This is a genomic window from bacterium (assembly GCA_040755795.1).
Taxonomy (GTDB): domain Bacteria; phylum UBA9089; class CG2-30-40-21; order CG2-30-40-21; family SBAY01; genus JBFLXS01.
In genome coordinates this window covers 1-25317 of sequence record JBFLXS010000021.1, presented here as the reverse complement: position 1 = coordinate 25317, position 25317 = coordinate 1, and the positions used below count along the sequence as shown (strand labels likewise).

The 25317-nt window shown below is 35.7% G+C and carries 21 protein-coding genes; 10 read left to right on the top strand and 11 right to left on the bottom strand.

Annotation, left to right across the window (positions count from 1 at the left end; translation table 11 throughout):
* Positions 1-274 precede the first annotated feature (274 nt).
* The 9 genes from rseP to AB1414_03000 all read right to left on the bottom strand — a co-directional run bounded on the left by rseP (position 275) and on the right by AB1414_03000 (position 14584).
* Positions 275-1627 (bottom strand): RIP metalloprotease RseP, encoded by a 1353-nt coding sequence (gene rseP / locus AB1414_03040; GenBank protein MEW6606420.1) that lies wholly within the window; start codon positions 1625-1627, stop codon positions 275-277.
* Between the two features lie 460 nt (positions 1628-2087).
* On the bottom strand, positions 2088-3344 hold the full coding sequence (locus AB1414_03035; protein MEW6606419.1) for a DUF1302 family protein: 1257 nt from the start codon (positions 3342-3344) through the stop codon (positions 2088-2090).
* Entirely contained in the window at positions 3344-6391 is a 3048-nt protein-coding gene (locus tag AB1414_03030) for an outer membrane lipoprotein-sorting protein (GenBank protein MEW6606418.1), read from the bottom strand. The genes AB1414_03035 and AB1414_03030 overlap by 1 nt, the downstream gene beginning before the upstream one ends.
* 117 nt (positions 6392-6508) lie before the next feature.
* Positions 6509-8440: a radical SAM protein gene (locus tag AB1414_03025; GenBank protein MEW6606417.1), complete on the bottom strand. Its 1932-nt coding sequence runs from the start codon at positions 8438-8440 to the stop codon at positions 6509-6511.
* Positions 8441-8505: 65 nt separating this feature from the next.
* Positions 8506-9783: a GMC family oxidoreductase N-terminal domain-containing protein gene (locus AB1414_03020; protein MEW6606416.1), complete on the bottom strand. Its 1278-nt coding sequence runs from the start codon at positions 9781-9783 to the stop codon at positions 8506-8508.
* 16 nt (positions 9784-9799) lie between these two features.
* The gene (locus AB1414_03015) at positions 9800-10918 is read right to left on the bottom strand and encodes an SDR family oxidoreductase (protein MEW6606415.1); all 1119 of its coding nucleotides are present in this window, start codon (positions 10916-10918) and stop codon (positions 9800-9802) included.
* Positions 10915-12525, bottom strand: coding sequence for a hypothetical protein (locus AB1414_03010; GenBank protein ID MEW6606414.1), 1611 nt, complete (start codon positions 12523-12525; stop codon positions 10915-10917). Before AB1414_03010 ends, AB1414_03015 begins: the two co-directional genes overlap by 4 nt.
* Positions 12526-12583: 58 nt before the next feature.
* A complete protein-coding gene (locus AB1414_03005; protein ID MEW6606413.1) occupies positions 12584-13231 on the bottom strand; it encodes a class I SAM-dependent methyltransferase in 648 nt (215 codons plus the stop codon).
* 138 nt (positions 13232-13369) lie between these two features.
* Positions 13370-14584 (bottom strand): hypothetical protein, encoded by a 1215-nt coding sequence (locus tag AB1414_03000; protein MEW6606412.1) that lies wholly within the window; start codon positions 14582-14584, stop codon positions 13370-13372.
* A 268-nt stretch (positions 14585-14852) separates the two neighbouring features.
* Here AB1414_03000 and AB1414_02995 point away from each other — a divergent pair, with 268 nt between their 5' ends.
* The 3 genes from AB1414_02995 (at position 14853) to AB1414_02985 (ending at position 16076) form a co-directional block, all read left to right on the top strand.
* Entirely contained in the window at positions 14853-15188 is a 336-nt protein-coding gene (locus AB1414_02995; GenBank protein MEW6606411.1) for a helix-turn-helix transcriptional regulator, read from the top strand.
* A 35-nt stretch (positions 15189-15223) separates the two neighbouring features.
* Positions 15224-15586: a hypothetical protein gene (locus AB1414_02990; GenBank protein MEW6606410.1), complete on the top strand. Its 363-nt coding sequence runs from the start codon at positions 15224-15226 to the stop codon at positions 15584-15586.
* Between the two features lie 364 nt (positions 15587-15950).
* Complete coding sequence (locus AB1414_02985; GenBank protein MEW6606409.1) at positions 15951-16076, top strand: hypothetical protein; 126 nt, start codon at positions 15951-15953, stop codon at positions 16074-16076.
* Positions 16077-16143: 67 nt separating this feature from the next.
* On the opposite strand, the gene cobD is transcribed toward AB1414_02985, so the two are convergent.
* Together cobD and AB1414_02975 are read right to left on the bottom strand one after the other, a co-directional pair.
* Entirely contained in the window at positions 16144-17211 is a 1068-nt protein-coding gene (gene cobD, locus AB1414_02980; GenBank protein ID MEW6606408.1) for a threonine-phosphate decarboxylase CobD, read from the bottom strand.
* Positions 17212-17213: 2 nt separating this feature from the next.
* The gene (locus tag AB1414_02975; GenBank protein ID MEW6606407.1) at positions 17214-18170 is read right to left on the bottom strand and encodes a Gfo/Idh/MocA family oxidoreductase; all 957 of its coding nucleotides are present in this window, start codon (positions 18168-18170) and stop codon (positions 17214-17216) included.
* A gap of 87 nt (positions 18171-18257) precedes the next feature.
* On the opposite strand from AB1414_02975, the gene der reads away from it, so the two are divergent.
* From der to AB1414_02940, 7 genes are all read left to right on the top strand, one after another.
* Positions 18258-19574 carry a ribosome biogenesis GTPase Der gene (gene der, locus AB1414_02970; GenBank protein ID MEW6606406.1) on the top strand — a complete coding sequence of 439 codons (1317 nt, stop codon included), beginning with the start codon at positions 18258-18260 and terminating at the stop codon, positions 19572-19574.
* A gap of 314 nt (positions 19575-19888) precedes the next feature.
* Positions 19889-21262, top strand: coding sequence for a lysine--tRNA ligase (lysS, locus tag AB1414_02965; protein ID MEW6606405.1), 1374 nt, complete (start codon positions 19889-19891; stop codon positions 21260-21262).
* Between the two features lie 305 nt (positions 21263-21567).
* Positions 21568-21864 carry a type II toxin-antitoxin system RelE/ParE family toxin gene (locus AB1414_02960; GenBank protein ID MEW6606404.1) on the top strand — a complete coding sequence of 99 codons (297 nt, stop codon included), beginning with the start codon at positions 21568-21570 and terminating at the stop codon, positions 21862-21864.
* Between the two features lie 4 nt (positions 21865-21868).
* The gene (locus tag AB1414_02955) at positions 21869-22147 is read left to right on the top strand and encodes an addiction module antidote protein (protein ID MEW6606403.1); all 279 of its coding nucleotides are present in this window, start codon (positions 21869-21871) and stop codon (positions 22145-22147) included.
* A gap of 414 nt (positions 22148-22561) precedes the next feature.
* Entirely contained in the window at positions 22562-22831 is a 270-nt protein-coding gene (locus AB1414_02950) for a DUF4160 domain-containing protein (protein MEW6606402.1), read from the top strand.
* An 11-nt stretch (positions 22832-22842) separates the two neighbouring features.
* Positions 22843-23079 carry a DUF2442 domain-containing protein gene (locus AB1414_02945; GenBank protein ID MEW6606401.1) on the top strand — a complete coding sequence of 79 codons (237 nt, stop codon included), beginning with the start codon at positions 22843-22845 and terminating at the stop codon, positions 23077-23079.
* Between the two features lie 863 nt (positions 23080-23942).
* Positions 23943-24980: a deoxyguanosinetriphosphate triphosphohydrolase gene (locus AB1414_02940; GenBank protein MEW6606400.1), complete on the top strand. Its 1038-nt coding sequence runs from the start codon at positions 23943-23945 to the stop codon at positions 24978-24980.
* Positions 24981-25317 lie beyond the last annotated feature (337 nt).

Below are 25317 nucleotides of genomic sequence, written 5' to 3'. Positions count from 1 at the left end.
ATCTCCGATTACCGATTACCTAAGTAACATGCAAATTCAATCTTAACAGAGCACTATAATCTTTGCGTTCTTTGCGGTTAAAAAAGGATAAACCACTTAATCTTAAAAAAACTTGAATATCGAGTATCAGGATAATATAGATGTCTTTGTGGCTTTGTGTGAAAATCCATCTTTTCTCTCTTCCTCTGCGTCTCTGCGGTGAAGGACTATCTGAACGGTTATCAATAAAAAAGACTTCTCATCTTGATCCAACTACTCACTCTTGTTGTTATTGCTACAACCTAATCCATTCAGAGGTTTTCTTCTTAACTTCCTGATAGATAGTAGTTTTTGAGAGATCGCTAAATGTAACAAGAATGAAGAAGGAGATTATAAAAGCAAATCCAATAGTGGTCACTACCTTCTGAATCTTGATACTAATCATTTTCCCTCTAATTCTTTCGACAAGACAAAAGAGAATCTGTCCTCCATCAACAGCAGGTATGGGCAAGAAATTCAATATCCCTAAATTGATACTTAAAAAGGCGATGAAGAAAATAAGACTTTTTAAACCTTGTTGGGCATGCTCTCCAGCTATTTGTGCAATTCCAAGTGGTCCAGCCATATCATGTAGTGAGGCCTGACCACTTAAGAGTAGATACACGGAGTGAATAGTTAGTTTGATAGAAAGTAAAGTTTGGTTGAATCCCAATGGGATTGCTTCTAAGAAGGAGAATCTTTGTGTTTCAGTTTTCATCTGGGACGGAGTAATGCCAAGCAATCCTACTTTCTCAAATCCTCCTTCTCTCTTTGGAATCTTGCCCTCAACTGGTGTTATAATGATCTTCAACTCCTCATCTCCCCGTTTTACCTTCATTGTTAGGTCCTTCCCTATACTGCAATAGATGATCTTTGTCATATCATTCCACTGAACAATAGGCTGATCATCTATAAAAGTAATTACATCTCCTTTTTTAAGTCCTGCCTTTTCAGCGGGATATCCACATTTTAAATCGCCAATTTGAGGTGGAAGAAAGTAATCAATGCCCAAATCTTTGAATCTAATCTCAAAATCCTTCTTTAATCCTACCATTAGTTCTTTATCCCCTCTTAATATCTTCATCTTCAGTTCTTCACAGGGGTGTTCATCGATGAATTTTGCAATATCATTCCATCCCTTGACTTTTCTTCCAGAAACCTCAATAATTCTATCTTTTACTTTTAGTCCTAGTTCCTCACCCAAAGAACCGTTTTTCACCTCACCCGCTATATTAGGAGGAACAACTACTGAAATTCCAAGCATAAAGAGAACAATGAATACAGGAATGGCAAAACTTATATTGAACACAGGACCGGCTATATAAACTCCCATTTTCTTCCACCATGGTTTTGAGAAAAACTCATCTTCTTCAATGAGTACCTTTTCATCAAATTCACCACCGGCCAATTTTACATAGCCGCCAAAAGGTATAATTGAAAGACGATAGTCTGTTTCGCCTTTTTTAAAACCAATGAGTCTTTTGCCAAATCCGAGAGAGAATATTTCTACTCTGATATTAAAGAACTTTGCCAGAATAAAGTGTCCCAGTTCATGGACGAATATTACTACTCCCAAAGTAAGCAAAACAGAAAGTAATGTAATCAGCATAAATTTTTCTCCTCTACCCCCTGGACCAAATATCTACTTTGACTGATACAAATTTGCTTTTTTGGGGTATTTTGAATATTACCTACTCTAAAATTTTACCAGAAATTTTGTCATATGTCAACAAAAAAATTTAGAAAGTGCCTAAAACCCACACAATACTGAATCCAGTTTGCAACGGTCTCTAAAATTTATAGAACTAAACTTTTGCGTTTTTTGCTAACACTTTGTATTTCAATCTCTTGTGTAAATAAGGGGAAACGGGAAAGGGGGGAAAAGGAAAAAGAAGTATTTTTCTCTAAGTATAAGAAATATAGTTAGTTATACATGAAATTCTTTTTCCCATTTCCCCAATTTTCTCCATTTCCTCTTTCTTACACCTAAAAAAACGCAAAAGTTCAAATTTATAGAATATCAATGCAATTATTGGTTAAGTCAGTATTATTCTATCGTATCGCTGAACTTATTGAAAGCTGTATTTTAATTTTACAAAGGCACGTTGATTATCATTGAAACTTTCAAAAAAGCTACCACTCTTTCCATAAAATAGATCCATTCCGATTTCAAAGGTTAAACCATCAGATAAGTTTGAAGAAAATATCGTCTGTAAAAACATATCATTTTCATGCGGACGCCATATTTCTTGAAGGGAAAATTTTGTATAATCTGTAAAATTCCAGTCTCCTTTTACCATCACCATTTTTTGGAAGAGGCGTTTTAAATCACCTTCTAAAGATGTGCTTCCACTTTGTTTTGGCAAAGAAAAATTTTGAATCCACTGGCATAAAACATATAAATTTTGATTCCTTATTAAATTGAAATTATAGTCAACTCCTAACACATACAAAAAATAGGGGTCACTCACTTCTGGAATTCTGCCATTAAAGTCATCAGTAATAAAATATCCTGCCTCTCCCCGAATCCCAACTTTATCAAAAGATGTAGCAAAATCACCTCCAATGACTTGAAGTTTCCTGTATTCAAGAAGAACTGAAGATGGATTAGAATTGTTATCAAGATTGACAAACATTGACGGGAATTTGTCAAATCCTTTATAATAACTAACAGAAAAATCCCAGCCGTTAAATGAGGATAAAATCCTTCCTGCAAATTGAGTATTATCAATCTTATTTGGAGGCTTTTTGACTTGAGCTGGTAACGAAATCAGCAATTTGGGAAATATATTCCACCTTGAATTGTAAGCAGGAAATATATTTGTTTCAAAAGTGGGGATTATAATCCATTCAAAAGTCCATCTTTTAAGATAATATTTTCCCTCTATGCTGACTACCCCGATTTCTTCACCATCTGTATCCAGAAAATCACTGTAGTCTATAGGATTCAAATTATTGGTTGGATTAATACTGTCAGCTTTACCCCATGCGTATATTTGTTTTCCAATACGGAGGTCAAAAGAATCCATCTTGTAATAAATGTATGCCTCTTTTAAACAAAAATGGTTTCTTGCTGGGTTTACTTCATCATATCTTACCTCTATTGCCGAGAGAAAATTTGTTCTTTCACGAGGAACAACACGGGACTTAAGAAAAAACATTACCTGATTCCTTCCATTGTCAACATAATCAGGATTCACTTGCTTGAAATAAATTTTATTTTCAACCTCTATAAAGCCTGTAAACTGGAAACCTGAACTCTCTTGGGCATAGAGTGAGGAATATAGCAAAAATAGTTGTAGAAATATTATTGTAAGTAACCTCATTATTCCCTCATCAATTCCCTTTCCGTAAAAAGATTGTCCGGTAAACCAGTATCAAGTTTTATCTCCTCATATATCAATTCTGTTTTATGTTTTCTTTGAAAATTTTCCATAATTATTTTATGGGCACGCGGTTTTTGGTTAATTAATTTTATATCCGAAGCAATAAGGGTTTTAAGTAAATTTCCTTTTTTGTCATAGTAATTAATCTTCAAGATGACAAAATCGCTCTTTCTTATCCAGAATTCTCGCCTGCTGTAGGTCGTTTCATTCTTCTTTAATTTACCGACAGGAATACATTCTATGTAGTAAGAGGGCTCCTTGTTAATATCCGTTACTCCTAAAAGATTATATTCAAATTCATTAAGATCATCCTGTTCCATATCCTCATAAGTAAAATCTGAGCCCATAAAACTGTCCCTTTTGTCACTAGCTGAAATTCTTCGTGTCTTTCGCAGTGCTGGAAGGTATAACCACTGGTCATCTTCTTTACTCTTATGCTCAAGAGTTAAAAGTTTTGTCCCCTTTACATCTGCTGGAAATTGAAATGTTACAAGTGTATTTCTGTTATCATCCTTGTCTTTTTTCTCACAGTAAAATATCTTTCTTATACGCTCCTTTTCTTTCTCGTTTATAAGTTTCATCGTAATTACTGAGAAACTATCCTTTGATGTCTGAATTTCATCATTTTTTTGCATAATCTGTCGAGCTGTCATCTCTCTATTTGGAATAAGCTCCTCTGAAAAGGCTAATCTAAAAGAGAATAAAAACCAGAATATTAAACCTATACTTATAACAATCCAGTGGATGATATTTTTCTTATGATATGACATTGTCCTCTCCTTTTCTAATGTAAAATTATATGTTAGTGATTTAATATCTACGAAGCTGAGGAATACTGGGAGAATAATTAATGTTCCAATTGCTACAGTTACCATGGTTAGAATAATAAGCCAGCCTAAATTCTGTATCGGTAGGAAATCCGATGAGATAAAGACTATAAAACCCAGCACATTTGAAACCATATCAAAAACTATTGGCTTTCCCGAAGAAATCATGGTGGCGACTGTTGCTTCGGGATAATTTAAACCCTTATTGACTTCCTCTCGAAAAATGGTGAGATAATGTATGGCAAAGTCCACTCCAATACCTACAGCGATTGAAGTAATGAGTGCTGTAGCTAAATTTAGTCGAATTCCTAAAAATCCCATCATTCCAAAAGTCAAAAGTGTAGCAATTGTGAGTGGGACAATGCTTAAAAGACCAAGTTTGAAGGACCGATAACACATAACACAGAAAAGAAAAACAATAAAGATAGAACTAATTATATTCTGAATTTTCCCTTTAACAACATAATTAGTCTCGGCTATCCAATAGATTGTACTACCCTCGTAGGCTATTTTAACATCCTTAGGGAAATGTGTATTAACATAATTTTGGATTTTTTCTAAAATTACTTTCTCATGTTCCTGGTCAAAGGTTGTTAAAGAAAGTGTTACTTTTGCCCTTCTGTATTCATAGTCAACAAAATTATCAAAATCTCCAGGATTACCTGACATAGAATAGAGGAGAAGATATTGAGCTATAAGTTCAGGTGAGTTGGGTATAACATCAAATTCCTTTTTCTCCCCATTCATGACATAATTCATTCTTTTAATAAGTCTGGCAAACGAATCTGTATTCCCTACACCTTCTATTGTCTGGGCATAATTTTCAAGTTCAAGCATCTTCCTTAAAATCTCTGGCTTTTTTATACCATCCGACTCGGGGGTTTCTATCATAATACTTAATGGAATTGATCCCCCAATTTTTTCATTAAACTTATTTGCCGAGATGGTAATCTTATGATCCTTTGGGAATAACTTACTGTAATTTATCCCCACCTTTATCAAAGAAATACCAATTAGTGAAACCAAAAATATTATTCCTATGATTACTAAACATATCACCTGATTTCTCATAATAAAACTTGCAAATTTTCTCATCAGATTATCAAAGATACCGGAGATACTCGTGTCAATATTACCAGTCTGAGGTCTTAGAAGTGTCAAAACGGCTGGAGCAAAGGTAAGTATAAGGAGAAATCCAAAAACTATTCCCAGACTCAAGAAGATGCCAAATTCTTTTATCGAAACAACCTTAAAAATAACCAAGGTGACAGTTCCGAGAGCAGAAGTAATCCCTGCCATCAAGATTGGTTTAGTTACGCGTTGGAGAGCTGTACAAGAAGCCTGGTGTCCATTTCTTATGTGAGGTGTAACCTCAAAATAACGGTGTATTAAATGCACACCGTAAGAACTTGTAATGGCAAGCAAGGTTACAGGAATTAGAGAAGTAACTACATTAATCTTATAACCTAAAAGCCCAATCAACCCCATTGTCCAGATAATACTTAATATTATTACCATGGTAGGGATTATTACGCCACGAAGTCTTCTAAAGAAAATATAAAAGCCTACAAGAATAAGAAGGAAGGCGAATGGTATTAATCTCTTGATATCCCCCTGGATCCCCACATCCATCTCGTACTCTCCTATTGGGTCACCTCCAAAATAAAATCTTTCGGGCATCTCAAATCTTTTCGTTAAAGTATAAATTTGTTCAACAACCTTATTTTTTTCTGCCCCACTTAAGTCTTCTATACTCACAATTATCATAGTCATTGTTTCATCTCTGGAAACGAGTCGGCCGTAAAACATATCGTTTTCTCGAACATATTTCTTAAGCTGATTCAATTTCTCCTCTTTATGGGGAATATCTTTCATAAAGGCACCAACTTCAACTCCTCCCTCTCGACCCTTTATATTATTAGCGGTTGAGAGACTTATTACTTCATCTCCTATTATACCATACAACTGTTTTATCTCTTCAGATATATCTTTTACCTTTTTAAGTGTGGAAATATTGTATATTGTTGGTATATTTTCAATTCCAATGATCAATAAACATTTTTTTCCGAAGATTTCTTGAAAATATTTTTGTGTTTGCACTAGCGGGTCATTTGCCGGCAGATCATCTATCAACTTATTATCTACATTAAGCTTACTCATCCCGTATCCAAAAAAAATTGTCAGAAAGACTGTAATTATTATTATTATTTTTGGATATTTTGCTACGAGATTTGAAAAAAAATAGACCATAATTTGTATTTTATTCCTTATATAAGGTCAATGGTATAATTGCACTTTGACCTCTTCTGATTTTCGGTTCATAATGAAATTTAACAGGTTAAACAGCACAGGGTAATTTTTAGCCATCCGATAGACTACAAGGCCAATCTTATCGACAATGGATTCTTTTTCAAGAAAGAAGTTACCAACAGTATTATTTGATTTCATTAAGAGTTCCCAGGGGCTCTCTGCAGACGCGAACCACAGCAATTTCAAAGATTCCTTTCTGACTAAAAGAGATGTGATTCTCTCTGATAGGGCATTCAGTTTCTCCTCGAATTTTTTGTTGAACAAATCATTGCCATTTACTGATTCGAATGGTACCCCACTCATGTTTAAATTGTCCTCATTATCAATTATCCGTGAAATTCCATATAAGTGAGGTTGTTTATATATGCGGCTTCCAATCTGCAGATTAAAAATATTAAATGTTAGGAAGAAAGGAATCTTTTTTACGTACAGAACATTTTTTCGAAAAAAATCATAAAGTTGTCTGTAATCATCTTCAGTTTCTGTTGGGAAACCCAGTATCAGACAAAAATGAAGTCCTATTCCTATGTTTTGACAATTCTGCATAAGCATGGTTGCCACATCGGCGTATGCCTCAGGTATCTCAGTTTTATCCATTTGTTTTAGCAAGACAGGTGAAACCGTCTCAAGACCAATCCATAATTCTCGACAACCAGCATTGTACATTTTCAGTAATAGTTCTCGGTCATATGCAGGATCAATGCGTGTCCGTAGTGACCAAATGATATTCAAACGCTCCTGTTTCACTAATTTGGAAAAACTATTTGCTAGTTCTGGAGTTGCTGCTTCATCAAGAAGAAAGAAATTTCTGCATTTGTAATGTTGTTGATAGTAGCGTATACGGGACAGAAATTTATCTACATTCACTTCCTGTCGGTATTTTTTAAATGCATTTATACTGCAATAGCTGCATCTGCTCCAGAAGCATTTTGTTGATAATTTATCAAGCAGTACTAATTCGGGTGTGAAATATGCTTTCAAATCTAATGCATCATAATTTGGAATAACATCCTGATTTATTCTGCTTTCTTCGAATGGGCCATTTATGAAGATTCTTTTTGTCGATTTGTCCACATACGCCAGGCTGCTGATGCGGCGTAATCTGTCGGGAGAAAAATCCTCACCTGTATACATTATCATTAGCTGTTCATCATTACGGACAAGAAAAATACTGTCAAAACCAAAAAATAACTTTTCATTCATGGCCATTTTATCTTTGATTCGAGCGAAACACACATCGTCAAATCCATAGCCCATAAAATTGATATGAACATTCGGCAAATGCTTTCTAATCAGTCTATTTAATGTAACAGCAACAACAATTTCCCAGGGAAATTGAAAATCAATACCAATGATAGATGGTGAAAAATCTACGATTTTCGGAATGACATGCGTTTCGATTATATCAATAAACATATTATGAAGATAGTCACTACTCAACTCATATATTCCACTGATAGAGTTGATATTGAAACCATATTTTGGCCAGAATATGACCTTGCTTAAGAAAAGGGTGCCGTATTCATAATAGATAACTTGTTGCGATTGGAAGATGATGTTGCATGCCCACAGAAGACGCTTTGGTGAATAAAAATCTTTTTTTGATCTTAAAATTGCTTTTGCATGCTCAATCTGTTCACAGGTGTTTTGTTTCATGAGCGTAAAAATCTTTTCAGATATCTCTGGAGATAACGGATTTTTAGATTCCAGATATATCTCAGGGCGGAATGTTCTTTGAGAAAGATACTCACGGCTTAACAGTATTTCCCATAACAGCAAATTCATATCAATCTGTTCAACTACTACCCCTTTTGATTTCAACATGCTGTAGACATATGATGTTGAATACGGGGGATGGGTTGGAAACAAACCAAAACTGTTAATAATAAGCGTTTTCATAAGTTAATTTAGACCTTTCCTTTTAAGTAATCTTTCTGTCTATAAATGCAGTTTGGGCAGATATTCTATATCCTTTTTGCCAACCACTTTCCCAATGCGATAATAGTAACAATAGGAGGAAGTCCCGGAGATATCGGCAATATGGATGCGTCGCAGACAAATAAATTGTGTATGCACGTCTCAAGACTTGTATTAACAACAGATCCGATTGCGCAAGTACCTCCAGGATGCGATCCCTGGATTTTCGATATTTTGATGGATGTTGGTATAACACCACATCGTTGTAAAATACCCTTTGCCATTTCTACGCCGTCATGTAATCTTTTTTGATCCTCCGGCGTTATGATTTTTGAAAATAACCCGTTTTTATACACGGTACCCTGATTGTCGTCACGTGTTTTAACCATGATGCCGACAAGTCCTTTTCCTTGCATAAGCAATCCCGGCATACCCATTTCTTTAAATCTTACCAGACGATGCTTATTGACAAATGGTGATAATATAAATCCTTTTTCCTTGAGAAATGCATCACATACCAACGACATTGGTGGTTCGCTTGCCACCATAGTATCGACGATTCCGTATACATTAACAAAGAGATCCATGAAAAGATTGTTACCCGCGTTCTCAATACCGCTTTTTTTAAGCAACACCGGTGACCCTAATCCTCCTGCTGCAACAATGATTTTCTGCCCGAAAATTGTGAATGTTTCCCTTTTCCTTCTGCATACGACTCCACACTCTTTTCCATTTTCCACAACTACTTTATCTGCAATGCATTCCCAGAATACATCTGCACCGTTATTCACAGCTTCGACCAGATACTGATATGCATTCCATTTGGCACCATAGGCGCATCCAAACACACACTTTCCACATCTTACACATTTTTCCTCGTTGATCATTTTAGGCATTTTTACCATAGTAATACCTATACTGTTAGCGGTTTTTGCCATGTTGAGTGTCCAGTGGGAAATAAACCTTTCAGGTATCGGTGCAACACCTAATTCCTGTTCAGTCTCATCCAATTCCTCTTGTAATTGAATCCCTTTCTGCCATAGTTCCTGTTCCAGACAGCGGATACCATTACCACAAGATACGACCGTTGTACCACCACCGATCATCGCCCGCCACAAAATGATACCCTCTTTTGATGTCCGGCATGTCTTTAAAAATCCGCGTAGATCGTATATGTCAAAACCATCACGGAATGTTCCGAGACGATTTGGTGGAAATCCAGCTTCAATTACAGCAACATCTTTCCCCTTGCAGGTTAATTCCCTCGCAATAGTAGCTCCACCAGCTCCACTTCCGATTACAATATAATCAAATCTATCTTTCATAGCACATATTCACCTTCTAAAAAAGTTTGAAATTATTCTTTATAGCAAAAGAAAGCAACGAAGGAAAATTTTTCAAAACCGATGGTTCTTCAATATTTCTCATCACTCTTCGCAATAGTCTGATATCAAATTCATGCTTTGGAGTTGTTACATACGGTGTAAACTGGGCACCAACCGTTCTGTAATACAATTTCTCTAAATCATTCGGATCGGAAGGGACTGAATCTACCAATTGAACATTGGACACGCCAATCATCCGGCAGATTTCCGGTATATAATAGGTATGCGGTAGACAATTCGAATGAACAATGTTCATTTCCTTTACTGAATCAAATATAAGTTTGCACACTGCTTTTGCGACATAATCAACAGGAACAATATTAAGTCCGCTGTCCTTATTTACAGCGATGCGTAATGGTAGATAATATTTAGTTCTTTTAACCAATGCCATGAATCGCGCGAACGCATAAAAAACATCAAATTTCGAAGTATAATACAGTTTTTCATCAATCAAACGGCCGCATACAATACTTGGCCGCAGAATTTGGATTTCAATTTTTGACCTGATACATCGGTCCGCCAATTCTTTTTCAGTAATCGCTTTGTATTTTTCATACAAATTTCTATAAATTCTGTTATCAATATTCAGAAGGTTGTTATCTATTATACCACCCCGTACGCCGCCAACAAAGGCAGTGCTTATGTAAATAAATTTTTTCATATGATTATCCAATGTGTCGAATATAATATTTGTGATTCCACAGATGCCTTTTACTATGTCGGCAACCATCTTCTCTTCTGTTGCCAAATTGGTGGTACCAGCGCTGTGAATTACAATAAGATCTTTCACTCTATCAACGCTATTCTGGAGAACTCTTCTGGATTCATTGGTAGATACATCCGTTTCAATCACATGAAGAATTGATATTTTATTGTTTCTGATATCTTCAGGAACATGTTTTCTTTCGAATAGTTGTTTAAGTCGTTGTTGTGCGCTCTGTCCGTTCGCACTTCTTATAGGAAGAAATATTTTTACCTGCTTTGCATCAGCATTGAAAAGACGGATTAATTCATACAAAATATGCCGCCCGATTAACCCTGTTGCTCCTGTCAACAATATATTAACTTTACTCATTGGTTATCCTTTTTTGCATGTTTCCCGTTCTTTTGATACCTGACAATGCCACCCATAAGGCTAACCGCATTATAAACCGTGTCTTTACTAATTGCACCTGTAGTCAAAAATCCATGGAACAAAGTTAAGTATTGATTAAGAACATTACCTTCATATACCATATATACAGACACATTTGTTTTGTTATTCCAATTACACTGTTTGGAGAAATAAAGATTTCTGTAATTGAACGAAATTTCATTTAGCACATTCCTATTGAAAATCCATTTCATAAATTGTTCAATAGATGTCAGTTTTTTTTCTGTACCGTTGACATTAATCGCTTTGTCTAATCCAATTTCAGATAGAGGATTTAATCCTAAATTAATATGCGATTGTCCTTCACGGGCAAACCGTTGCATTGCCGCGCCTATTATAAGAAACCGGACATTTTTGAATATAATATCACCCTTTTCTGAGGTCCAGTGAGCTGTTCTGACCATATTGGTATAATAACCCCTCTTATTCCTCTCCAAAGTACCATCAGGATGCACCCAATTAATAATATCAAAATCGACAAATCCAACTATATCATTATTGATGTCTCGTGCGACAAACAGTCGTCGTCCCGGCTCATACTGTTCAGAATACGGTTTTAACAATGGAGGTCCAATTTCCCGTTTTTTCTTTTTCTGCAAAAGCCATACATCGCTTATCCTTCTCATTTGAAAGGCATCAGTTTCACTGATTAACTTTTTACCGGCGGATAAAAGTAATTTCTGTTCTTTTGTGTTTCCCTGCTTAAGAGTGAAACTGTGGCGGTTATATCCATAGGTCGTCGGCTGATAATATCCACATGCCGAGATTTCTTCCGCCTCTGCGAGGTCATCTCTATTCACAAAAAGAATTATGTTTTTAGGAAGTTTTCCATCAAGAAACCGTATCAACTTACGTTTGTATTCATTCAGATTATCCTCACAGTTAGAATGGACTACATTTCTGAGAATAGACCTCAATTTTTCACACTGATTACTTTCTTTTATTACTTCAACCGATGACTTCGATATTTCTCTATTGTAGTCATCTACCGTCATACGCGTTACCGAGTAGTGTGCTTTGACGGTTGGTGATGGAAACGGTATATACACGGCTTCCATATCGCCATGAATATCATTCTCTGAATAGACAAGCTCCTCAACATACAAATTCTGTTTGATGCATTCTCTCACCTTTCTACCAACTTGTCCGGTTAGGGGATATGGTAAAGGTATCTGTGTTTCCACACCAAATTGATGTGCAGTCATTTTTTTGACTTTACATTCGACCAATGCCTGCGCCGTCGGTCTATGCACCTGCAACACAGCAATATGTCCAACGGTTGAAAGATGTTTTACAGCTGTCCGGACAAAATTACATAATCCTTCTTTCGAACAGATAGGATCACCCGTAAGGAAAAGTATACCTCTTCTCCAAGGTACTAATGACCTCTGAAATACATATGCCCAATAGCCATTTTCGTTCATATAAACATTAGGGAAAAACTCCGGGAATATGGTTGATAACGACATTGGGTTTGGATAGCCATAGCGTTCTAAAAATGCCAACCGTTTTTCATCATAGTGATACACTGCTATATTTACCTCATGTGATTGAGATTAATCGCTCAACAAAACATGGTATTTTCTCTCATTGAGACTCACATTTTTTATAAATTGTCGACAAAATATAGTCACACTTATCCCTACATTTATAAATGACATGATACCCCATTTCTGCAAGCACCGGATCTAAATCATAAATTGGATGCAGTGGATGTTTTACGAAAATATGGTGAAAGTATGTAACTAAAGGCCTAAATATTGTTATTGCCACTATAGGAATAATCTTTTGAGGCATTGTTTCGTCAGCAATGCACAATATGCCATCTTTTTTCAGTAATCTAACCAAATGATGAAGCACATTTTTGCAATCCTTCCATTGGAATGTATTCAGGAAAAAATTTGCCACTATCACATCAAATTCGGCACTTTCTCTAAAATCCATTATATCCATACAGAGGAATCGAACATTATGCCCAAGATGTAATTTTTCCACTTTACCTTGTGCACAGTTAATCATTTGAGGTGAAATATCAATCGCTACAACATTGTTGCATTTTCTCACAAGTTCGATGTTAACATCAACGTTGCCACATCCTACATTAAGCACTTTATGTTCGGGTAATATCCAGGGAAGAAACTGGCGCTGTGCTCTGGCATTTCCTCCCATTGATATGACCGATGTAATTCTCTTGTATACAGGTGCCAAAAAACTATAATCACACGAAATTACCACAAAAAATACCTCTATTTACCCTTTTGCAATAAAATCACAAAAATGAACTAAAGATAATAAAAATTGCAAAAAATATCCATTTTTTTAAGTTTTTAGGGCTATTTAAATATTAAAATCCATAATTGTCAAATTTGGACATTATGGTTTCCTTGATGTTTTTATTGGTTCGTAGTGAATTCCTTCCGCATCTAATTGCTGTTTGATTAATTGTACCAAATTATCGGAATAACAACGGCAGGAAGGAAGTTCTTTCCTGGGAAATAATAGTTTGTTGAACAGACGGCTTATCAGATTCAGCAGTGGATTTCTCATCCAGATTCCAAGGTAAAGTCTTTCAAATACTGCACCGATATGAGATTTGGGTTCGTAACTTGTCTGGCCAAACAAAACCCATTTTTTACCCCGTTGTTCTGCTTCAGATACGATCTTGTAAATGCAGTTAAAATACAGATTACCATTATTCCGTTCCATATAATCAATACCCATATACAATGGAATGAGAGAATCCTGCTGATCAAGTAGCAACACAAAAATGACCACCTCGTCAGATTTATTAAAACATAACAACGTAGACACATCATTGTTAAGTTCATTTTCAATTAGTTTAAAGAAGTTAACATTGAGATGTTCAAATTTGAATTTGCTCTTATAAAAAACATTCTCATACAAGGTATGCATCTGGTCTGCATACTTTGAAAAGGTAGATGTAATAGTCCAACGAAATTGATGTGTCGTATTTGTATTCAGAACCCGATTGATTTCTTGTCTATATTTTTTTCGTAAAGCAGTAGGAAATGGTTTACACTGTTCTATAAGAGGTAATATCGAATCCGGTAAAGATTCAACCCAGAAAAAATCCTCATGTATCATGAACTTTTTAAATTTCTCCAGTTCACGGGCACGCACCTCCTTTATGATGACCATATCACATCTTTCTAATTTTGCCTTGTCTTTTATTTCTTTGATTGCTCTAAGGATCAATGTCTGCTGATATTCCTCATTCATAGGGTGTTTTATGCCGAATAGATGATCGCAAATCGATAAGGGCGTTCCAAGAAACAATATTTTTTTTGTTATCAACCTGGGAAAACACCGACCGACTATTTCAAAGATCGATTTTAATGTTTTTTTCGCAAATAAATCAAGTCGTACCCGATATAGAAAGCAGGGAAGAATCAATTTGATTCCCACATCACCATGAATTGTTAGATACCGTATCGTGAAGTCATCGTTTTTTGAGCGTTCCACCAATCGCATGAGATGATAACTCTTGACAATTGTATCTATTCCAAAAATGGTATTCCAAGTTGTTTCTGATATTGTTTCTATACTTTCATGCCACGCTAATTTCATGTTGTAATTTTTAACACTCTTTCTGCTTAATTTGATTTTTCCACCAGTACTGGAGTTATACCCACATTAACCTGAAATCCGGTAGAGAAAACTATAGATGCTTCTTTTCTTTTAAACTGGGCTATTTTCTTTGCTAATTCTTCATGGAAAAAAGTTTAACATATACCAAACTAATTGTCAAGTATTTTTTTCAATACTATACATAAAGTTTGTATTATTTTTTAAAAAAATATTTTATACTATAGCAATATAAGGTGGAGATAAACTGATGAGTAATATAAAAAGACAACTTGGGTTAAGAATTTTTGAATTACGGAAACAAATAAATATGAGTCAGGCTAAACTTGCTGAACTTACTGACTTTAGTGATAACTTTATTGGATTAATAGAAAGAGGACGACGATCTCCTTCTTTAGAGGCACTTAAAAAAATTGCTTCTGCCTTAAAAGTGGAAATTAAAGATCTTTTCTCTTTTTCTCCAACAGCAGTAAGGGATATTAAAGATGAACAACTTATTAGCAAAATCACTGCTTTCTTAAAAAAGAGAGATATTGAAGAAATAAAAATGATATATGATGTGGTAAGGAGAATCTTTGAAAGGTAAAAATTAAGAATAGAAGTTTGTAGGTCAGATTGTTAATGTCGAACTCCAAACTTCCTTTTATTCACTTTAAGACCCACCCAACAAAATTAGGATTATCTGAACTGGCTAAAGACCGATTGTCTGCCATTCGTGAATTCTCAGATTTAGGCTCCGGGTTTAAACTGGCTATGCGAGATATGGAGATACGCGGGGTAGGAAATATCTTAGGACCAGAACAACATGGGAATTTAGTAGCGGTTGGATTTGACTTATACTGCAGGTTACTTCAGGAAACCGTCGCTAAATTAAAAGGACAGGAAATACCCGATGAGACCTTACCAATGATGGACTTGCCCTGTGATACCTATATTCCAGAAGAATATATCAGGGATACTACTCAACGCTATAGCAGTTATTAGTCAAAACTTTACTTAAAATTAAATGACGGATAACTACTTGTAGTGAATTATTACTACTCTATGTCAAATTTCGGCTAATAAGTGCTATAATCCCAAAGGTAATCTCATTAGTTACTTCCTTCCCTGAATTATTAAAACTCAACCCCAAAAACACCAATTGCTTAATCTTAAAGTGGACTGAAGAAGAAAAGAGTATTGGTTTTTTGAACGAGGTGTTGAGGGGATTAGAATAAACCGGAAAAATGAAAAAAATTCCACCTATGCAGTTAACTTTAGACCTGTGTCCGAAAAGGAGATATGGAGATAAAGGAGATAAGGGGATATTATTAAAAAAATTGAAATTAGTAGAAACTAATAGAAATTTATGGAAATTTGTTGTTTCCCACAATCAATTTCTACCTATTTCTATAAATTTCAATCTATTTCTATTATCTTATCTCCATATCTCCCTTATCTCCTTTATCCCCCTTCTTACATTTCTGATGTATAGCCTGAACGGTTACTATAATTCTTCGTGCCCTTTGTGTTCTTCGTGGTTTTAAAAGATGTGAAGAAGGTTAATCTAACTGCACAGGTGGAAAAATTTCCTTTAATGCCTCAATAAGTTTAATATTATCTTTATGTTCGCGGATGGCACAACGAATATATTTATTGTCTAAATACCTGAAATTACTACAATCTCTTACCAAAATCCCTTTTTTAATCAGGTCATTGACTAAATTTGAAGAAGTCCCACCATCCTTTTCTATTCTAATCAACAGAAAGTTGGTAACTGAAGGATAAGGGAGCAAACCTTTAATTTTGGTCAGTTCATTAAACAGAAAATCCCTTTCTTTCTCGATGAGTTGGTATGTCTTTTTTATATATGCAGAGTCATCCAATATTACCTCAGTGGCTAATTGAGCCAGCAAATTAGTATTCCAGGGCATCTGATATTCTTTTAAGGTAGAAACTGTCTCTGGGTGAGCCACTAAATACCCAATTCTCAAGCCTGGTATTCCAAAAAATTTGGTAAAGGTCCGCAGGACAATAATTTGCCTGGATTTTATTGCCTCGTAGATTAAGGTGTGTTTTTTTTCATCGGGTAAAAAATCCATAAAGGATTCGTCCACAACAACTAATTTGTTAATCGTCAGTTTGTCAATTTGCTGGCGGTTTTTTAGAACAAGATTTCCGGTTGGGTTATTCGGATTGCAAACAAAAAGGATGTCTGCCTCAGACAGAGAGGATAAATTCAGCCTGAATCCTTCTTTTTCTTGAAGTTGGTCAAATCTAATATTAGAATTAACCGTTTTTAATGCTCGTTCATACTCACAAAAAGTGGGTTGAGGGATAATAGCGGTTTTTGGTTTATAGGTTAAGGCAATAAGATAAATAAGTTCAACTGAGCCATTTCCCACAAGGATATTATCTTCCTTTATCTGCCAGAATCTGGCAATCTTTTGGGTGGTAATCTTTGCCTCTGTGTCAGGATAGTGAATGATTTTATCCAGATTCTTATAAATCGTCTTTTTTACTTGAGAAGGAAATCCACAAGGATTAATATTAGCACTAAAGTCAAGGACATCTTTCCCAAATCTATAGATATTTCCACCGTGAGAGAATAAAGAATAGGTTATTTCCATCGTTATAATTTTAATTTATCCTGAATTTGTAAAGTTACCTCTAATGCCTTTAATTCGGCATCTAAAGTGGTCATCGGCACGGTTTTGTCTAATACACAATCAACAAAATGTACCAATTCTAATTTTAATGGGTTATCCTTATGGACAAAAATTTTCTCAATAAATGATTCTTGTTTATAGCCAACCGCTTCTCGGGTAATGATGTATTCTGAAGTTCCCTGGCGATAAATATCCAGCTCTTGCTCGGCATAATCTAAGACAACATAAGCATCTGGTTGAGTAACGGCTAATGTTCTAATCTTATCTTCAGTTACCCTTGAGGCCGTTAAGGTAGCAATACAACCATTGTCAAAGATAATTTGAACATTAGCAATGTCTTCATATTCAGAATAGATAGATTTAGCCGCAACATTTATTTCATTAATTGGTGAATTAACTAAACCCAGGACAATATCAATATCGTGAATAAGCAAATCTAAGATTACGCCCGTGTCATTTATTCGTCTGTTATAAGGTCCAAGCCGCCTACATTCTATAAAAATTGGGTCTTTAACAATCTTCTTCAATTCCAAAACTGCGGTATTAAATCGTTCTACATGCCCTACCTGGAGAATTATGTCTTTTTCTTTGGCTAATTCTATCAATTCCTTAGCCTCTGTTAGATTGTTAGTGATAGGTTTTTCGATGAGGACAGGAATTCCTGCTTCTAAAAAATCCTTTCCAACTCGATAATGAGCACTTGTTGGCACAGCAATACTTACTGCCTCAACTTTGTCATATAATTTTGTATAATCAGTGAACGGTGTAGTATTATACTGGCTGGCGACTTGATTAACCTGCTTTTCATTAATATCTGCAACCCCTACTAACTCAACATTTAATAACTCACTATAAAGTCGCACATGGTAACTACCCATATGCCCACTACCAACTACACCAACTTTTAATCTCTTATCCATTGTTAATCAGAATATCATATTTAAGAAATATTGTCAATTGGAAATTTTGTTGACAAGCAGAGAATAATGTAGTATCATTACCGTGTTATGAATAAACCAGTCGTAGCAATTGTTGGCAGACCTAATGTTGGGAAATCAACCCTTTTTAATCGATTAATTCAGCAAAAAAAAGCAATAGTTGACGCCACCCCCGGGGTTACCAGAGATAGAAATTATGGCAATGTCGATTGGGAAGGAATTGAATGGACACTAATTGATACTGGTGGCATTGGCTCGCCATTAGAAGAAAAATTCCAGACATTGATAAAAAAACAAGTAGATGTGGCGATTGGTGAGGCGGATTTGATATTATTTCTATGTGATGCAAAAGATGGACTTATCTGGCAGGACACCACAATTTCCCACCTGTTATTAAAAACACAAAAAAATACCCTTTTAGTGATAAATAAATTAGATAATTTGAATGAGGTCTTGTTAGCCGATTTTTATAGATTAGGGCTGGGTGAACCTATTCCTATTTCTGCCTTGCACGGTAAAAATATCAATACATTATTAGATAAAATAATAACCTATCTTTTACCTTACCAGCGGGAAGTGGAAAAAACCCAACCTGTATCAGTTGCTATTATCGGTAAGCCAAATGTAGGTAAATCTTCTATTTTAAATGCTATTTTAGGACAGGAAAGGGCAATTGTTGATGATGTCCCTGGCACAACAAGGGATGCCATTGATACCTTATTTAAAAAAGGAAATATACCTTTTTTGTTTATCGATACAGCTGGAATTCGGAAGAAAAGTAAGGTCCGACAGGAATTAGAATATTATAGCGTTGTGCGGGCGATTAAAAGCATTAGAAGGGCAGATGTCGTCTTGCTTGTGATTGATGCCATAGAAGGGATTTCGACACAGGATAAAAAGATTACTACCGAGATGGAATCAGTTGGCTGTTCGGGAATTATCGTTATCAATAAATGGGACTTAGCCACAGATAAAACTCGTCCCAAAATGGATGAATATAAAAAATATGTTCAAAAGAAGATACCTTATCTCTCTCATCTCCCGTCGATATTTACTTCGGCTATTACCCGGCAAGGGATAAGTAAATTACTGATGTTAATAGAACAAGTAGGTCAGGAGCATAAAAAATGGTTTAGCACTTCGACATTAAATAAGATTATTAATTTAACCTATGCTCAAAGTAATCCACCGAGTTTAAAAGGTAAAACATTAAAGATTTATTACGCTACCCAGATTGCCACCTCGCCACCGACCTTTATCTTATTTGTCAATCATCCCGGATTAGTTTCACCAGCGTATTTGAGATATTTACAAACTCAAATTCGCCAGAGACTTGATTTGAAAGCAACCCCTATTCATCTTAAGTTTAAAAAAAGACCGCATTGATAATTTCCCTTGACTATCTTTTTTATTTATGTTATATTTAATCCAGGAAAGGAAATTGTAACCGTTTAGAGATATAGCCACAAAGTCACAGAGAACACAGAGGGAATATATAACCACGAATAAACAGGAATGCACAAAAAGATTTGTAGTGCGAGGCTTTGGCCTCGCTTCTGGCAAACCGGAAGGCAAACCTAAAGGCTCGCACTAGATTTATGGGATGTCAGAGGTTAATTCGTATTCATTTGTGGCTAATTCCCTTAATTCTCTGTGAACTCTGTGCCTCTGTGGCTGAACACTTACAGGAAATTTAAAGAATGGAAGAAATTAGTGAATTACTTGAGATTAGACGACAGAAATTAACATTCTGGGAAAAGCCGTTTGGAGAAAGATATGATGTTACCCACACAACAAGGCAGATTATTGAAGGATTTAAAGAAGGTAGTGAAGAACGAGTAAGTTGTGCGGGTAGATTAATGGCTATTCGAGAGCATGGGAAAAGTATCTTCGCCCACATTAAAGATGCCAGAGGTAAAATTCAAATTTATGCCAGAAAAGACACACTTGGGGATGATAACTTCGCGCTTTTTAAAGAGGTTGATACGGGTGATTTTATTGGTATCAAAGGACCTGTATTTAAAACTCACACCGGCGAGATAACCATTCTGATTGAACAATGGACATTTTTAACTAAATCGTTAAGACCGCTACCCAAAGAATGGTTTGGGTTGAAGGATATTGAATCTCGACATAGACAAAGATATGTGGATTTAATCGTAAATGATGAAGTTCAAGAAATATTCATTACTCGAAGTAAAATTGTTAAACTAATAAGAGAATTCCTTGATAATCATAATTTTTTAGAAGTGGAAACTCCAATGATGCAATCTATCCCGGGTGGGGCAGAGGCAAAGCCGTTTGTTACTCATCATAATGCCTTAGGGATTGATTTATACCTGCGTATTGCCCCGGAGCTTTATCTTAAAAGATTAGTTGTTGGAGGATTAGAGCGGGTTTATGAACTTAACCGCAATTTTAGAAATGAAGGCGTCTCTACCCGTCATAATCCTGAATTTACAATGTTAGAGGTTTATCAGGCTTATGCAGATTACATCGATATGATGAAATTAATCGAAGAACTTATATCTTATCTGGCAAATAACCTATCTTTAAAAATAGAAGGAATAAAACTGACACCACCATTTCAAAGAATAACGGTTTATGAGGCAATTTCAAAATGGACAGGTGCCCAAATTGAAAAATTAGAGGATGTGCGAAAGATAACCGACGAGAAAGATAAAAGTTGTGCTGAGATATTAAAAGAGATTTTAGATAAAAAGGTTGAGCCAAATTTAATCCAGCCAACATTTCTCCTGGATTACCCAACCGTTCTTTCTCCTTTAGCCAGACAGAAAGAGAACAACCCGGAATTAGTTGAACGATTTGAGTTTTTCATCAATGGAGAAGAACTGGGTAATGCCTATTCCGAACTAAATGACCCAATAGAACAAAGAAAACGATTTTTAGAACAAAATCCTGATAAAATAGATGAAGACTACATCCAGGCATTAGAATATGGTCTGCCGCCGTGCGGAGGGTTGGGGATAGGGATAGATAGATTGGTTATGTTTTTGACGAACATCCCGTCTATTCGGGAGGTAGTGTTATTTCCACAATTAAGGCCAAAATGAAATTACCTGGAGTTTCGTGAATTTTTGAAAAAAAGCTAAAAAAATCTCTCATCCTGCCGATAAAGAGAATAGTAAGAAATCTCAATAAAGTCTTACGGTAAAATGTCAAGTAAAAAATTAAGTTTTTTTAAAAATATATTTTGAGAGGAAAATAAGGAATAATGAGTCTCTATCTAATTTTTCACCGAGAATTGCTGGGGGCAAATTTTCGATTTGACAAAATGGTGATGGTCTGGTATAATTTGATTAGAAGATGAGGGCGACTCTTCTTAATCAGTATATATGCAAAAGGGTGTAATTGGTAAATGTATACAGTACTTCGAACAAAAGAATTTGATGAGTGGCTTACCAAATTGCGCGATGCAAAAGGGAAAGCTCGAATACTGGCGCGTATCCGATCCGCAGAATTAGGAAATTTAGGTGATGTTGAACCTGTAGGTGAAGATGTCAGTGAAATGCGAATTCACTATGGTCCTGGATATAGAGTGTACTTTAAAAAGAAAGGTACATTGCTGATTATTCTCCTATTAGGTGGCGATAAATCGTCTCAGACTCGAGACATTAAAAAGGCTAAAACTCTTGTTTCAATGCTCAAGGAGTAAAATGATGAAAACGTTAACAAAATTTGATGCAGCAGATTATCTCGATAACGAAGAAACCATCGCTGAGTATCTAACAGCTGCCATGGAAGATGAAAATCCTGATGTATTTTTGATGGCGATAGCCGATGTTGCAAAAGCGCGTGGTATAGCAGCAATCGCTAAAAGCACAGGGTTGGGTCGGGAAAGTTTGTATAAAACTCTTGCTCCTGGTGCAAAACCTCGATATGACACAATCATAAAAGTTTTGCACGGATTGGGTATGAAAGTTACGGTGATGGCTTAACTTTCAGGTTGGGCTAACCAGTCGTTGCAGCGGACGGCGGGGGGCTAACTGCTTTGTAACTATTCAGCATACCAAGCAAGTAGGAAGTAGGAAGTAGGAAGTAGGAAAGGGGGAAAATACTTCATACTATTTTACTCTTAATTGATTTGATTAAACCTATAAGCATCCTACTCACTTCTTCAGATATATCCCAAATGGATTGAAAATCTGGCAGATAATTAAGACCTTTAGATAGAATTAGATAATACCTTCCCTACTCTCCTACTTCCCTACAGGGTGAATAGTTACACTGCTTTTCAAAAGTTTGTGGTTTATTAAACTTTTGTCGTGCTTACAAAGTTTAGTAGCAATCCTCCTCGCCGCCGCTGAACTCATCGTTAGGCTCTCAGAGAAAAATAACAAGGGAGGCAAAATATGGCAGTAATCGCAATGTTTTATGGTATCATTATTTCGATGTACTATTTCGACGACAGGAAACACCATGCACCTCATATTCATGTCAAGTATCAGGATCAAGAGGCTATTGTCTCAATTCCAGATGGCGAAGTATTAGAAGGCAATATCAAGCCAAGTAAGATGAAGCTGGTCGAGGCATGGCTTGAAATACACAGAGAAGAATTAGTGGCTGATTGGGAACTTGCCAGTAGTGGCGAAAATGTCTTCAAGATAGATCCACTGAAATAGAGGTGATTAGCATGAATCCAAGGATTAAAGATGTTAAACCAAATTCTAACTATACATTAACCTTAACTTTTACCAATGATGAAGTTAAGGTATTTGATGTGAAGCCATATTTAGACAAAGGGATATTTAAAGAATTAACGAATGCTAACCTATTTAACTCTGTCAAACCATTTTTGGGTAGTATTCAATGGAAGAATGGACAAGATTTATGTCCCGATACTTTGTACTTAGAAAGTAAACAAGTTTAACATAGTCTTAAATCTGATTTTGGAGATGTTTTGCTTATCTGTGATTCAGACACTGGACATCAGACACAAGACTATAGACTCTATTTATGCAGGAAATTAGCAACATTTGGGAAACCATCCTCAAAACCTCACTCCCTGAATTTTTTCCTAAGCCTTACCTACAGAAGTATAGGTAGGTCTCCCAATCTTTCATTCTTCTGCAATTTCTGCCCGCTTTAATCTGATGTCTGATGTCTATAGTTTACTGTCTGAATTACAGGTTTTGCTTATAAATTTGGTGTAATCGTTCAGGTAATTTTTTACCGCAGAGACCCAGAGAAACAGAGAGAAAAATATCTTTTTTTGTAACCGTTCAGCCGTGTCCCTCAGATGGGACAATATTAACTCAAAACTCATAGGTCAAAACTCAAAACCTCATCTCAAAACCTTAAAACTAATAGAGTTTATAGAGTTAAGAGATTGTAATTACAATAACTCTATGAATTCTCTAATAGATTGATTGAGATTTATTGCGACTGAGGGAGAAGCCTTTAGTTTTAAGTTGTAGTTTTGAGATTTGAGTTATAGTTACATATTTTTATCTATACCTGAACGGTTACCATTTTTTATTGTAAGCAGATTAAACGGATTGAGCGGATTTTTTTTATTTCTTTTTCCGCTAAATCCGTTAAATCCGCTTACTAAATCCACCCGTTTACTATTAAAAATCTGCTCCCTTAATTTTCTACCTGCACAGGTCGAAAAGATTTATCTTGTCCAATCTTCGTGACCTTCGTGCTCTTCGTGGTGAATAGTTACTAATCCGCACCAACACTTTTTTTTCTTGAAATAATCTAAAGGATATGGTATATTATATAACAGATATGTTTATTCGTCAATTAGCCGAAGAAGAAGAAGTTAGAAGATTGTCACCTTATGCGGCACTTTCTTCCAAAACCCGTGGAAGAAGTAGAAAAGAAGAAGATTGTAAAATCCGAACCGCATATCAACGGGACCGGGATAGAATTATTCATTCTAAATCATTTAGACAGTTGAAATATAAAACGCAGGTATTTCTAATCCCAACCCATGAGGCATTGAGGACAAGATTAACCCACACCATAGAGGTTTCTCAGATTGCCCGAACAATTGCCAGAGCATTACGGTTAAATGAAGATTTGGTTGAGGCCATTTCATTAGGACATGATTTAGGACATCCACCTTTTGGTCATGCCGGAGAAAAGGCGTTAGATGAAATATGCCCGGGTGGATTTAGACATAACGAACAAAGCATTCGGGTGGTTGAAATCCTGGAAAAAGGAGGTCAGGGGCTAAATTTGACCTTTGAAACAAAAGATGGAATCTTAAAACATTCTCGAGGAGCAGCAAGCCTATTTGTTAATCCGCAGGATTCAAAACCTATAACATTAGAAGGAGAAATAGTTAGATTAGCTGATAGTATTGCCTATGTCAACCATGATATTGAAGATGCGATTTTATCAAAAGTAATAAGATTTAAAGATTTACCTTCCTCTCCTATTCGTATTTTAGGTAATAAACATTCTTCAAGGATTAATACTATGGTGGCAGATATAATATTCAATAGTCAGGATAAAAATGCTATCACGATGGGTGATGAGATTTTAGAGGCAACAAATACACTCCGCAACTATCTTTATGAAAATGTCTATCCTCATCCAAAGATTATGCAGGAGACGAATAAAGCTACCAGGGTTTTAAACGAGTTGTTTGAACATTTTATGAAAAATCCTGATTATGTCCTGAAGAAGATGAACTTTTTAGCTCAAGATACCCCTTTATTACGAATAATTACTGATTTCCTTGCTGGATTAAGCGACCGAGAGGCACTATTGTTATATGAAGATGTCTTTTTACCCAAACCATGGATAGAAGGAAGGTAACCGTTCACCGCAGAGACACAGAGACGCAGAGAAAAAATTAAAGTAACTATTCACGCTGTAGGAAAGTAGGAGAGTAGTTTATTTTTTTATCCGTGCTAATCCGTGTTAATCAGTGGCTGAATAGTTACTTTATTTCTATGTCTTCTTTGTTCCTCTGCGTCTCTGCGGTGAACAGTTACAGAATCTCTTGTGAGGATTGGAGAATATTTAAAAAAATGATTATTGATTTGCATATACATACCTTGATTGGTTCGCATTGCAGTGTGATTGATATTAATGAACTTATTAATTACGCTAAAAGGATAAAATTAGATGGTATCTGCATCACCGACCATGA